Genomic DNA, 13,029 nt, shown 5'->3' with positions numbered 1-13,029 from the left:
GCAAAATCCCCATATGAGGGGCGACCATGTCGCGCGCCCGCATCCTCGTCCTCCATCCCGCGCTGGGGCCGCTCGATTATCGGGTGCCGCAGGGAATGACGGTCGAGCCCGGGGCGATCGTCGTCGTCCCCATAGGGCCCCGCCAATATGCCGGGGTGGTGTGGGAGCCCGAACGGCTGCCCACCGAGGAGATTGGCGACAACCGGCTGCGAAACCTGATCGCGGTCGCCGACGCCCCGCCGATCCGCGCGCCGCTGCGCCGGCTGATCGAATGGACCGCCGATTATTATCTCGCGCCCTTGTCCTCGGTGCTGGCGATGGCGGTGCGCTCGACCGCGGCGTTTGAGGCTTCGCCGACGGTGGTCGAGTATCGCGCGACGGGCCTCGTCCCCGACCGCATGACGCCGCAGCGCGAACAGGCGCTCGAGCGGATCGGCGAGCGGCAGGGGCTGGTGCGTGAACTGGCGACGATCGCCGATGTATCCGACGCGGTGATCCGGGGCTTGTGCAAGGTCGGCGCGATCGAGGGCGTGACGGTCGATACCGACAGCCCCTATCCACGCCCCGACCCTGCCTTCGGCCCGCCCGCGCTCAACCCCGAACAGGCGGCGGTCGCCGAAACCCTCCGCGCGGCGGTCGAGGCGCGGCGCTTCCAGCCCTTCCTGCTCGACGGCGTCACCGGATCGGGCAAGACCGAAGCCTATTTCGAAGCCGTCGCAGCGGCGATCGCGGCGGGGCGGCAGACTTTGGTGCTGCTCCCCGAAATCGCGCTGACCGAACCGTTCCTCAAGCGGTTTGCCGCGCGGTTCGGCTGCGATCCGGTGGCGTGGCATTCGGGGCTGCGCACCTCGCAGCGCCGCCGCGCCTGGCGGGCGATCGCGCGGGGGGAGGCGCTGGTGACGGTCGGCGCGCGGTCGGCGCTGTTCCTGCCCTATGCCGATCTCGGGCTGATCGTCGTCGACGAGGCGCATGAATCGAGCTTCAAGCAGGAAGAGGGCGTCCATTACCACGCGCGCGACGTCGCGGTGATGCGCGGCAAGTTCGAGTCGGCGGCGGTGGTGCTCGCCTCCGCAACCCCGGCGATCGAGACGCGCTACCAGGTCGAACTGGGCCGCTATGCCGAGCTCAAGCTGCCCGGTCGCTATGGCCGCGCCGAACTGCCCGAGATCGAGCCCATCGACCTGATCGCGACGCCGCCCGAGCGCGGGCGCTGGCTCGCGCCGCCGCTCGTCCTCGCGATCGACGCGACGCTGGCGCGCGGCGAGCAGTCGCTCTTGTTTCTCAACCGGCGCGGCTATGCCCCACTGACCCTGTGCCGCCATTGCGGGCATCGCTTCCAATGCCCCAATTGCACCGCGTGGATGGTCGAGCACCGGCTGATCCGCCGGCTGTCGTGCCACCATTGCGGCCACACCGTCCCCACCCCCGAAATCTGCCCCGAATGCGAGGAGCCCGACAGCCTGGTCGCGTGCGGCCCCGGCGTCGAGCGCATCGCCGACGAAGTCGCGGCTTTGTGGCCCGATGCGCGCACCGCGATCGTCACGTCGGACACGCTCTGGTCCCCCGCCAAGGCCGCCGAATTCGTGCACCGGATGGAGCAGGGCGAGATCGACATCGTCGTCGGCACCCAGCTCGTCACCAAGGGCTATCATTTCCCCAACCTCACATTGGTCGGGGTGGTGGATGCCGATCTCGGGCTCGACGGCGGCGACCTGCGCGCCTCCGAACGCACCTTCCAACAGATCATGCAGGTGTCGGGGCGCGCCGGGCGCGGCGAAAAGCCGGGCAAGGTCTTCATCCAGACCCACGCCCCCGACGCGCCGGTGATGCAGGCGCTGGTCAGCGGCGACGCCGACAGCTTTTACGCGGCGGAGACCGAGGCGCGGCGCGATGCCGAGGCGCCGCCCTTTGGCCGATACGCCGCGATCATCGTGTCGAGCGAGGACCGCGCCGCCGCCGAGGAAACCGCGCGGATGATCGGCCGCACCGCGCCGCAGACCGAGGCGATGCACGTCTATGGCCCCGCCCCCGCCCCGCTGGCGATGCTGCGGGGGCGCCACCGCTACCGCCTGCTGGTCCATGCCCGCCGCGCGTTCGACGTGCAGGACGTGATCCGCGAGTGGCTGGGCGGGCTGGAATGGGGGGCGAAGGTGCGCGTCGCCGTGGACGTCGATCCCTATAGTTTCCTGTAGGATAGCGGGTTAGCATCGCGAAACTCAGGGGGGTTTTCGCCATGATTCGCCGACTTTGCGCGCTTGCGCTGCTCGCCCTCCCCACGCCCGCCGCCGCCGAATGGCATGAAGCCAGCAGCGCGCATTTCCGGGTCTATTCGGAACAGCCGGTCGATCGGCTGACGCGGTTCGCGACCGAACTGGAGCGATTCGACAAGGCGATCCGGCTTTTGCGCGGCGATCCCGACAAGCCGGTGGGGAAGGCGAACCGCGTCACCGTGTTCGTGGTCGACGATACCGAGGCGGTGCAGGCACTGTTAGGGCGTGGCGGCGTCGCCGGCTTCTATCGCGCGCGGGCCGGCGGATCGCTCGCCTTCGTGCCGCGCCATGCCGGTGCCGCCAATGCCGACGATCTGGACGCGCAGGCGATCCTGCTCCACGAATATGCGCATCACCTGATGTTCTCGATGGCGCCCAACGCCGTCTATCCCGCCTGGTATATCGAGGGGTTCGCCGAAGCGATGGCGGCGACCAGCTTCGGCAAGGACGGCTCAGTCCTGATCGGCAATATGCCGCAATATCGGGCGCATTCGATCATGGGCGCCAATCCGCTGCCGGTGCGCTCGCTGCTGCTCGACGACCCGAGCGAGTTCGACGCAATGCAGAATCAGGCGCTCTACGGCCAGGGCTGGCTGCTCACCCATTACATCACCTTCGGCAAGGCGCGGCAGGACCAGTTCGGCGCCTATCTGCTCGCGCTCAACCGCGGCAAGTCGCCCGCCGAGGCCGCCGCCGCGTTCGGCGACCTGGGCAAGCTGGGCAGCGAACTCGAACGCTACAAGGTGTCGCGCCTCCAGGGTCTGCGGATCAATCCGCAGGCGATCGGGAACCCCGCCGTCGCCGTCCGCGCGCTCACCCCCGGCGAGGCGGCGACGATGGACGTCCGCATCCAGTCGAAGAACGGCGTCAGCGCCCGCACCGCGCCCGATGTGTACGCCGCCGCGCGAAAGGCCGCCGCACCCTTCCCCAAGGATCCCGGCGCACAGATCGCGCTCGCCGAGGCCGCGTTCGACGCGGACGATTTCGCCGCTGCGGAGGCCGCCGCCGATCGCGCAATCGCCGCCGATCCCAAATCGATCGACGGCCATGTCTATAAGGCCAAGGCACAGATGGCCACGGCGCAGCGCGCCAAGGACGAGCGCCCCGAGACCTGGAACGCGATCCGCCGGTCGATCCTCGTCGCCAACAATCTCGACCCGCAGGACCCCGAACCGCTGATCCTCTATTTCGCCAGCTTCGCCGCCGCGCACCAGCCGCCGGGCAAGGACGCGCGCGACGGGCTGTACAGCGCGTTCCTGCTCGCACCGCAGGATTCGGGGCTGCGCTATGCCACCGCGACGATGCTGCTGCGCACCGGCGATGCGGCCCGGGCGCGCACGCTGCTGGCCCCGCTCGCCTGGCAACCCCATGCCGCAGGCCGCGCGAAACAGGCCCGCGCCCTGCTGGCGCGGATCGACGCAGGCGATGTCGAGGGCGCAGTGCGGCTGCTGGACTCGCCTCCGAAGGCGCCGGCAAAGTCCTGAGGCGCATGTCGCAATCGTCCAAGTATCCTCCCGGATTTCGCGCTAGAATCCCCGTAAAATGAGAGGGTTCGCATGATTCGCACGCTATTTGCTGTCGTCCTGCTTGCGTTTCCGATCCTCGCGCGCGCCGACTGGCACGAAGCGGTGACGCCGCATTTCATCGTCTATGCCGACCAGCGCCCCGAACGGCTGACCGAATTTGCCACGGAGCTGGAACGTTTCGATGCGGCAGTCCGCCTGATCGCCGGCCGCCCCGACCAGCCGGTTGCCCGGCCCAACCGCCTGACCGTCTATGTCGTCGACGACACCGGCGATGTGGCAAAGCTGTCCGGCGACCGATCCGCAGCAGGCTTTTACATCCCGCGCGGCGGCGGGTCGCTGGCGATCGTGCCGCAATCCTCACGGTCGGCGCTCAGTCCCCGCGCGGTGCTACTGCACGAATATGCCCATCACCTGATGTGGAGCGTCTCGCCGAACACCGTCTATCCGGCGTGGTATATCGAGGGTTTTGCCGAGGCGATGGCGACCGCCACCTTCGGAAAGGACGGATCGGTCGCCTTCGGCAATCCGCCGCAACACCGGGCCTATGGCCTGATGGCGGGCAACTGGCTGCGCGCGGACAAGCTGCTGGTCGCCGAAACCCTCAAGCTCAGCGACGACCAGCGCGAGGGGCTGTACGGTCGGGGCTGGCTGCTCACCCATTATCTGTTGTTCGGCGGCAAGCGTCCGGGACAGCTCACCGCCTACCTGACGGCGATCAACGCCGGCAAGCCGCTGGCCGAGGCCGACGAAGTGTTCGGGGACCTGAAACTGCTCGACAAGGAACTGGAGCGGTACAAGATGGGCCGGTTCGCGGGCTATCGCGTCGCGGCCAAGGCGCTCCCCGCCGCCAAGGTGACGCTCCGAAAGCTGACCGCCGGCGAGGCCGCGACGATGGACGTACGCATCCGATCGAAAGTGGGAGTCAACCGCACCACCGCGCCGGGCGTGTACGACACCGCGCGCCGCGTCGCGACCGGGCATGAACAGGACGCAGGCGCGCAGCTGGTGCTGGCGGAGGCCGCCTATGACACGCGCGACCTCAGCGCCGCAGAGGCCGCCGCCGATCGCGCGATCGCCGCCGATCCCGCCCGCACCGACGGCTATCTGTACAAGGCGATGGCACAGATGGCGACCGCGCGGCAGGCCAAGGATAAGCGCCCCGAGCTGTGGACCTCGATCCGCCGCACCATCGCCGCGGGCAACCGGCGCGAGCCCGACGACCCGAAGCTGCTGACGCTCTATTATCGCAGCTTCGTCGACCCGGGCTTCCCGCCCACCGACCTCGCCAAGCGCGGGCTGCTCACTGCGTTCACCCTGGCGCCGCAGGATCAACTGCTGCGGATCAATACCGCCGCGCTGTATCTGCGCGAAGGCAATGCCGCGATGGCGCGCGAACTTCTGACCCCGCTCGTCTATTCCCCGCACGGCGGCGGACTCGCCAAACGCGCCGCCGCGATGGTCGCCAGGATCGACGCAGGCGACACCGCAGCCGCCGCCGAAACCGGCGCCGACACCGACCCGGACGCGCCGGAGGGCGCCGACGGGGCGGAGGGCGCGCCGGACTGACACGTCGGAAATTACCGGCATCGCTTGAACCCTTCCGAGTTTTCCCCGAAAGCGGCGGCGTAAGGAAAAGGGTCCGGGAATGGTTCGGCGGCTGCTGCTATTAGTCTTGGCGATGGCGTTTCTCGGCACCGCCCCGGCGCGCGCCGACGATATCTCCGCGTCCGCGCGCGGCGTCGTCCGCGTCGTCACGATCGCAGTCGTCGGCGACGACGTCGTCGGCTTCGGCCATGGCAGCGGCTTTGCGGTGTCGCCCAACCGCATCGTCACCAACGCGCATGTCGTCGAACTGGCGGATCGCTATCCCGACAATGTCGTGATCGGCGTCGTACCCTCGGAAGGCGACAAGTCGTACCAGGGCCGGCTGATCGCGATCGACAAGCAGCGCGACCTGGCGCTGATCGAATTCAGCGGCATCCGGCTCGCGCCGCTCACGCTCTATTCGGGCGCGCCCGGCGATGGCGAGACGTTGATCGCGCTCGGCTATCCCGGCAATGTCGATGTCGCGACCGCGCGCTCCGCCGCCGACTTCATCACCCCGCAATCGCCCGTCCGGTCGCAGGGCGGCTATGCCGGGCTGCGCTCGCTGGAGGGGACCAGCGTGCTGCTCCACACCGCGAGCATCGCGCGCGGCAATTCGGGCGGGCCGCTACTCGATCGCTGCGGGCGCGTGCTCGGGGTCAATTCGGCGATCACGCGCGGCGACGAAGGCGATTCGAGCTTCGCCTTCGCGATTGCGGGCACCGAGCTTGCCGCGTTCCTGACCGCCGCCAAACAGCCCTTCGCCACCGTCGCGATGCCCTGCACCAGCGTCGAGGAGCAGATGGCGCTCGAACGCAACGCCGATGAAAAGGCCCGCGCCGAGGCCGACCAGCAATCGCGCGCCGACGCCGCCCGCGCCGATGCCGCGCGCCAGGACGCGATCACCCAGGCGCGCACCCGCAACGAAGCCGCGCGCGAGAATTTCATGGCGGGCGCCGCGGTGCTGCTCGTGCTGGGCGCGCTTGCGGTCGGCGGCGCCGGGCTGTTGCTGTCGCGCGATCGCCGGCGCGAGGCGATCTGGGTCGCGCTGGGCGGGGGGGTGCTGATGATCGGCGCCGTCGCATTGTTCCTCAGCCGCCCGGGGTTCGATGAATCCAAGGTCATGCCGATGCCGCGCGCCAGCGGCACTCCGACCGTGCCCAGCCCGATCGAGCTTGGCCGCATGGTCTGCACCTTGGTCCCCGAGCGCAGCCGGGTGACGGTGACGGCGATCGACACCGTCGACCTCGACATCGGCACCGATGGCTGCATCAACGGCCGCACCCAATATGCCGAGGCGGGCACGCATTGGCAGCGCGTGCTGGTCCCCGACCAGGACCAGTCGGTGTCGGTGCTCGACTATGATCCGGGCACCCGCACCTACACCAACACCCGCTATCTGCTCTCCGCCGAGCAGATGAAGGCCGCGCGCGCGCTCCGCGCCGAAGTGCCGATCAAGCAGTGCAGCACCGACCAGACCGCCCGCGCCCGCCTCGCCACCCAGCAACAGGCGCTCCGCGCGGCGCTGCCGCCGGTGTATAACGAAAAGCTGGTCTATCGCTGCGCGGCGGGAGCGGGCGCAACGCCGAAGCCATAGCTCACCCGCGATCGATGCGCGCGGCGAAGCACCCCTGTCGCGCATTATGCGCGTGGAGAAAGGCGACTGCGGGATCGGCGAACATCCGTCGGATCAGCGGTTCCAGCGCGAACCCCTCCGCCACCTCTGCGTCTGTCATCCGATCGTGGCGGTCGAAAGCCCGGAGCGAGATCAGGCGGGACGCCAGCTGCTCCGGCACCTCGTCCACAAACCGGGCCTGTTTCTCGGCCCCTTCGCGTACATATAGGGCGTGGCTTGCACGATAGGGGCCATCCACCGGCAGATGCGTGTAGTTGACGAGCAGCAGCGTCTCCCCCGGCGCGGCATCCTCCAGCGTGATCCGGCATGGAAAGCCCGGCTTCGCATCGGCGACCACGCGCACTGCCCGCCGCGCGGCCAGCGCCGCGTCGGGCAGGCCGTACAGCGCCCGGAACGGTGCCGGATCGAGCCCGGCGATGACGAAGCTCATTCCTCCACCCCCTCGCGCCGGCGCAGCACGATCTTGCGGTCGATGCCGTATGCATAGCCGCCCATCGTCCCGTCGCTGCGCTGGGCGCGGTGGCAGGGGATGACGATCGATACCGGGTTCGCCCCGCATGCCGTCCCCGCCGCACGCACCGCACGCGGATTGCCCGCCTCCGCCGCGAGCTGGGCATAGCTGCGCGTCTCGCCCGGCGGGATCGCGCGCAAAGCCTGCCACACCGCCTCCTGGAATGCGCTGCCCCGCACGTCGAGCGGCAGGTCGGCGTCGCGCCCCGGCGTCTCGACCTCGGCCACCACCCGCGCCGCCAGATCGGAAAGCGCCGTCCCACCCGCTACGATCTCCGCCGCCGGGAAGCGCCGCGCGAGCTGGAGCGCATCCTCGTCGAACGCCACGCGGCACAGACCCTTGTCGGTGGCGGCGATCAGCAGCGGCCCCAGGCTGGTGGCCGCGATCGTCCAGCGGATCGTCACCCCCGCCCCGCCGCGCTGCCACGCGCTCGGCGTCATCCCCAGCCGGGCATGCGCGGTTTCGTAGAAGCGGCTCGGCGCCGAATAGCCCGCCGCATAAATCGCTTCCGTCACACTGCCGCCCTCGCCCAGCGCCGCCGCCGCGCGCCGCGCCTTCAACCCGCGGGCATAGGCGGCGGGGCTCACCCCCGTCGCGCGCTTGAACAGCCGCTGGAAATGATGCGGCGCATAGCCGACCGCCGCCGCCAGCGCCTCGAGCCCCGGCGCCTCCTCGGCCCGCTCGATCAGCGCCACCGCCTTCGCCACCGCCACCCGGTCGCGCGCGACTTCGTCGGGCTTGCACCGCAGGCAGGCACGGAATCCCGCCGCCCGCGCGGCCTCGCCATCGGCGAAGAAGCGGACATTCTCGCGCAGCGGTCGCCGCGCCGGGCAGCTTGGCCGGCAATAGATGCCGGTGGTCGTCACCGCCACGATCACCCGCCCGTCATAGGCGCGGTCGCGTGCGTCGAAAGCCGCCCAGGCGGTGTCGTCGGAGAGCGTGTCCTGTGTCATGGCGCCGGTATACGCCGCCCGCCTTGCGCCCGCATCCCGCCGCTTGCGCTCAAAGCTGAGGGAAATGCTCGACATGGGTCTCCGCGTCCCGCCCGATATACAGCGCCCGGCGACCGGAAAACGACACGACATAGCCCGCGCAGCCCGCCGAGACCGCCTTCTCGCAAAAGCCCCGATAGGTGTAGCCCGGCTGCTGTTGCTGCGCTTCCCGGATCGCTTGCTGAAGGCATGCTGCATCCAGCCGTGGCGCGACGGGCGTGGATACAGCGTGCGCGCCCAGTTCCAGGCTCTGTCCGTCCGGCAGATAATAGGTAGCGGTCGCCCGCCGATAGTCGATCGCATATCCTTCGAACCCCGCTTCCATCAGCGCCCCGATGATGTCGGGGAAATGCATCCGGTCGCTCTCGGCTGCCTCCATACAGGCTTGGGCAGTCCTCTTCTGATGGTCGTCCATTTGGCTCTCCATGTATTTTCGGTCGTGGTCACCCCAGCGGAAGCGTCGTCATATGGCCGCGTTCGGCGAGGCCCTGCAGGAGACGTTTCAGCGTCTCGCGCTCCTCTTCCCCCAGGCATTCGAAGAATTCGGCGTCGTTGCGATCCGCGAGCGCAGCCAGTTCCGGCACGAGCCCGATGCCGCGATCGGTCAAGGCGAGCGTCTGGCTGCGGCCATCGTCCGTGCTGGCTTTCCGCGCGACCAACGACTTGGCGATCAGCCTGTCTGCAAGCTTGGTGATCGCCCCCCTGCTCATCCCCATCTCGTCGGCAATCCGGCTCGGCGGGGTTGGTTGCTTGCCATAGAGGACGCGCAGCAACGTCCACTCGGCAACGGTCACGTCCATTGCGGACAGCTTGACCGCGAACGCATGCGAAACATGGTTCGACACCATGCGCAGCCAGAACCCGATATGCGCGGGAAGGTCCGAGACAGGGCGAGTCGACAATGGGAACCTCCTTCTGCGTTCGCGGACTATAGAAGGATGGTTTCCTAGTCAACTATATCGGTCGAATGCGTTTGGGAGTCGACAATCGACTTGCGACCGCCGCGCTTTACCGCCACCGTTAGCGCTAACGGGCGCAGGGACGCCGCGATGGGGAGAGTCGCTTGAGCATCTGGAAACGCACCCGCGGCCTGCGCTGGGGAATCATCGGCGTCGTCATGCTCGGCACCGTGGTCAATTACCTGACGCGCAACACGTTGGGCTTCGCCGCGCCGCTGATGCTGGCCGACCTGCACATCACCGAACAGCAATATAGCTGGGTGACGGGCGCGTTCCAGGCGGGGATCATGCTCCAGCCGCTGGTCGGCTATATCCTCGATCGCATCGGGCTGCGCACCGGCTTTGCGGTGTTCGCCACCGGATGGGGGCTGCTGACCATGGCGCATGGGCTGGTACCGAGCTGGCAGTGGCTGTTCGCGGTGCGCGGCGCCTTGGGCTTTGCCGAGGGCACCGCGCATACCGGTGGGCTGAAGGTCGTGTCCGAATGGTTCCCGGCGCGCGAGCGCGGGATGGCGGGCGGCATCTATAACATGGGCGCATCGGTCGGCGCGGCGACAGCGCCGCTGCTCGTCTATTGGGCGAGCAGCGTGTGGAACTGGCGCGCGGCGTTCGTCGTCGCCGGGCTGCTCGCCTTCCTGTGGGTCGCACTGTGGCTCGCCGTCTATCGCCCGCTTGCCAGCCATCCGCGCGTGTCCGATGCCGAGCGCGACTATATCCGCAGCGGGCAGGAAGCGCATACCCAGGCGTCGCTGGTCCGCCCGTCGGTGCGCTCGATCCTCGGGCGGCGCAATTTCTGGGGGATCGCGCTGCCGCGCTTCCTGGCGGACCCGACCTGGGGCACGCTCACCTTCTGGCTGCCGCTCTACCTCACCTCGCGCGGGTTCAGCCTGGGGGCGACCGCGCTGTCGACCTTCCTGCCGTTTCTCGCGGGCGAGCTGGGCTGCCTGTTCGGGCCGACCGTCGTGCTGTGGCTCCAGCGGCACGGCATCGGGCTGATCGATGCGCGGCGCTGGACCTTCACGCTGGGTGCGGCGCTGATGACGTGCATGATCGCGGTGCCCTTCGCGACGAACCTCTACCTCGCGGTCGCACTGCTCAGCCTGGGCGGGTTCGCGCACCAGACGCTGTCGGTGACCTGCATCACGCTGGCGAGCGACCTGTTCCGCAAGGACGAGCTGGGCACGGTCGCGGGGATGGCCGGGACGATGGCCAATCTCGGCGTGCTGCTGTTCTCGCTCGCGATCGGCGGGCTGGTGGCGCAGATCGGCTATGCGCCGTTCTTCATCGCGCTTGGCCTGCTCGACCTCGTCGCCGCCGCCGTGCTGTGGGGCGTCGTCCGGCCCCCGATCGACACCCAGGGCATCACCCCCGTCACGGAGCTTCCCGGCGCATGATCCGCAATCCGATCCTTCCCGGCTTCAATCCCGATCCCTCGCTGTGCCGCGTCGGCGACGACTATTATATCGCGACATCGACCTTCGAATGGTTTCCCGGCGTCCAGATCCACCATAGCCGCGACCTGGCGAACTGGACGCTGCTAAGCCGCCCGCTGGTCCGCGCGTCGCAGCTCGACATGCGCGGCGATCCCGATAGCTGCGGCGTGTGGGCGCCCGATCTCAGCCATGACGGCGAGCGCTTCTGGCTGACCTATACCGACGTCAAACGCTATGGCCGCACCACGGTAGGCGGCGCATCGGGCGCGTCCCTGCGCGATTTTCACAATTATCTGGTGACGTGCGAGACCACCGACGGCGACTGGTCAGACCCGGTGCCGCTCAATTCGAGCGGGTTCGATCCCGGGCTGTTCCACGATGACGACGGGCGCAAATGGCTGGTCAACCAGCTCTGGGACCATCGCCCGGGCCGCAGCCGCTTCGCGGGCATCGTCCTCCAGGAATATTCGCCTGAAGAGCAGCGGCTGGTCGGCGAGCGCGTCAATATCTTCCCCGGCACCGCATTGGGCCTGACCGAGGCGCCGCATCTCTACAAGCGCAACGGCTGGTACTATCTCCTCACTGCCGAGGGCGGCACCGGCTGGAACCATGCAGTGACGATGGCCCGGTCGCGCGACATCGCCGGCCCCTATGAACTCCACCCGCACGGCCAGATCCTCAGCAGCCGCACCCGCCCCGATGCCCCGCTCGCCCGCGCGGGCCATGCCGACCTGGTCGATACCGCCGATGGCCAGACCTGGATCGCCTATCTCTGCGGTCGCCCGCTGCCCAATCGCGGACGCTGCGTGCTGGGGCGCGAGACCGCGCTCCAGCCGATGCGCTGGGGCGAGGATGACTGGCTGTACACGCTCGACGGCAGCGGGATGCCGATGCTGGAGGCGCCCACCCCCACGCTACCCGCCTCGCCCGCCCGCGCCACGCAGGAACGCCACGATTTCGACGCGCCCGAATTGCCGCTCGACCTGCAATGGCTGCGCACGCCGGACCCCGACCGCATCTTCAGCCTCACCGCGCGACCCGGCCATCTGCGCCTCTATGGCCGCGAGACGATCGGCAGCCTGTTCACCCAGGCGCTGGTCGCGCGGCGGCAACAGGCTTTGTGCTATTCGGCAAGCTGCCGAATCGACTTCACGCCGCAGCATTTCCAGCAGGCGGCGGGGCTGGTCGCCTATTATAATTCGAGCAAGTTCCACTATTTCCACATCACGCATGACGACGCGCTGGGCCGCCATCTGCGCGTAATGTCCGCGCTCCCCGATTCGCCCCAGGCCGACGCCTTCAGCGCCCCCGTCGCGATCCCCGAGGGACCGATCGAACTGCGCGCCGAGGTGGATTACGAACGCCTGCGCTTCGGCTGGCGCAGCGAGGGCGGCGACTGGCACTGGCTGCCCGAGCAGTTCGACGCGAGCATCCTGTCGGACGAGGCCAGCGCCCCCGGCCTGCCCAATTTCACCGGCACGTTCATCGGCATGGCGTGCCAGGACATGGCCGGCACGGGTCTGCCCGCCGATTTCGACTGGTTCGAGTATCGCGAGCGGAACTATCAGCCCGATCCGACGGCGACCTAGCCCCGCCGCAGCTTCCCGAACGCCCGCCACAGCTTGTCGAAACGGCGCGGGCGCGGTGGGACGGGATCGGGATCAATCTCGTCCTCGCCGTCTTCGTCCTCGGCCTCGGCCTCGAAATTCGTCGCGGCATAAAAGCGGCGCTGGAGCGCTTCCTCCAGGTCGGCGATCACGGCGTCCTGCCCCTTGAACGCCTTGGCCATCGCCGATTGCGGCAGCGGCATCAGGAACTCGCAGCCATGCCGGCTGCCGTCGCGCCACACCACTTGCGCCTCGCGCGCGCCTGCCCCCGACAGCCCGAGCGCGACCAGCGACCCGGCGGGAATCTCGGCGTCGGCGATGAACAGGAATCCGGTGCGCGACAGATTGTCGACCACCACGTCGATCGGCTGGCCGTCGGCGCCGCGCAGCGTCGATTCGTCGCCCACCGGAAAACGCACCGCGCCGCGCTGGTCGATCTCGCCAAGAACCTCGAGCCTCGCGACCAGCACGTTCGGCATCTCCCCTGCATCCAAGCAGCGCAGCATAGCCG

At 68.9% G+C, this 13,029-nt stretch carries 11 protein-coding genes; 6 read left to right on the top strand and 5 right to left on the bottom strand.

The genetic code is table 11. The annotated features are described in order from the left end of the window. The first annotated feature begins 26 nt into the window (after nucleotides 1-26). The 4 genes from TS85_RS22475 (at nucleotide 27) to TS85_RS22460 (ending at nucleotide 6,977) form a co-directional block, all read left to right on the top strand. On the top strand, nucleotides 27-2,192 hold the full coding sequence (locus TS85_RS22475) for a primosomal protein N' (protein WP_044335250.1): 2,166 nt from the start codon (nucleotides 27-29) through the stop codon (nucleotides 2,190-2,192). Between the two features lie 41 nt (nucleotides 2,193-2,233). Then, nucleotides 2,234-3,754 carry a hypothetical protein gene (locus TS85_RS22470; protein WP_044335248.1) on the top strand — a complete coding sequence of 507 codons (1,521 nt, stop codon included), beginning with the start codon at nucleotides 2,234-2,236 and terminating at the stop codon, nucleotides 3,752-3,754. 72 nt (nucleotides 3,755-3,826) lie between these two features. Next, nucleotides 3,827-5,362, top strand: coding sequence for a hypothetical protein (locus tag TS85_RS22465; RefSeq protein ID WP_052508065.1), 1,536 nt, complete (start codon nucleotides 3,827-3,829; stop codon nucleotides 5,360-5,362). A gap of 112 nt (nucleotides 5,363-5,474) precedes the next feature. Continuing rightward, nucleotides 5,475-6,977 (top strand): S1C family serine protease, encoded by a 1,503-nt coding sequence (locus TS85_RS22460; protein ID WP_227698579.1) that lies wholly within the window; start codon nucleotides 5,475-5,477, stop codon nucleotides 6,975-6,977. A 1-nt stretch (nucleotide 6,978) separates the two neighbouring features. Here the strand turns inward: TS85_RS22460 and TS85_RS22455 are convergent, their stop codons facing one another. From TS85_RS22455 to TS85_RS22440, 4 genes are read right to left on the bottom strand one after another with little or no spacing between them, the layout of a single operon-like run. Then, nucleotides 6,979-7,446, bottom strand: a complete 468-nt coding sequence (locus TS85_RS22455; protein WP_044335246.1) for a DUF1203 domain-containing protein — start codon at nucleotides 7,444-7,446, stop codon at nucleotides 6,979-6,981. Beyond that, nucleotides 7,443-8,480 carry a bifunctional DNA-binding transcriptional regulator/O6-methylguanine-DNA methyltransferase Ada gene (gene ada / locus TS85_RS22450; protein WP_044335245.1) on the bottom strand — a complete coding sequence of 346 codons (1,038 nt, stop codon included), beginning with the start codon at nucleotides 8,478-8,480 and terminating at the stop codon, nucleotides 7,443-7,445. Before ada ends, TS85_RS22455 begins: the two co-directional genes overlap by 4 nt. 49 nt (nucleotides 8,481-8,529) lie before the next feature. Further along, entirely contained in the window at nucleotides 8,530-8,934 is a 405-nt protein-coding gene (locus TS85_RS22445; protein WP_044336835.1) for a DUF1398 domain-containing protein, read from the bottom strand. Nucleotides 8,935-8,962: 28 nt separating this feature from the next. Beyond that, a complete protein-coding gene (locus TS85_RS22440) occupies nucleotides 8,963-9,421 on the bottom strand; it encodes a MarR family winged helix-turn-helix transcriptional regulator (protein WP_227698578.1) in 459 nt (152 codons plus the stop codon). Between the two features lie 161 nt (nucleotides 9,422-9,582). Between TS85_RS22440 and TS85_RS22435 the strand changes: the two genes are divergently transcribed. Then, on the top strand, nucleotides 9,583-10,872 hold the full coding sequence (locus TS85_RS22435; RefSeq protein WP_227698577.1) for an MFS transporter: 1,290 nt from the start codon (nucleotides 9,583-9,585) through the stop codon (nucleotides 10,870-10,872). Continuing rightward, on the top strand, nucleotides 10,869-12,500 hold the full coding sequence (locus TS85_RS22430; RefSeq protein ID WP_044335242.1) for a glycoside hydrolase family 43 protein: 1,632 nt from the start codon (nucleotides 10,869-10,871) through the stop codon (nucleotides 12,498-12,500). Before TS85_RS22435 ends, TS85_RS22430 begins: the two co-directional genes overlap by 4 nt. Here TS85_RS22430 and TS85_RS24340 read toward each other — a convergent pair. Then, nucleotides 12,497-13,024 (bottom strand): PilZ domain-containing protein, encoded by a 528-nt coding sequence (locus TS85_RS24340; RefSeq protein WP_052508064.1) that lies wholly within the window; start codon nucleotides 13,022-13,024, stop codon nucleotides 12,497-12,499. The genes TS85_RS22430 and TS85_RS24340 overlap by 4 nt on opposite strands. Between the last annotated feature and the right edge of the window lie 5 nt (nucleotides 13,025-13,029).

Source organism: Sphingomonas hengshuiensis (genome assembly GCF_000935025.1).
Taxonomy (GTDB): Bacteria; Pseudomonadota; Alphaproteobacteria; order Sphingomonadales; family Sphingomonadaceae; genus Sphingomonas; species Sphingomonas hengshuiensis.
This window is presented reverse-complemented; position numbering and strand designations above follow the sequence as displayed.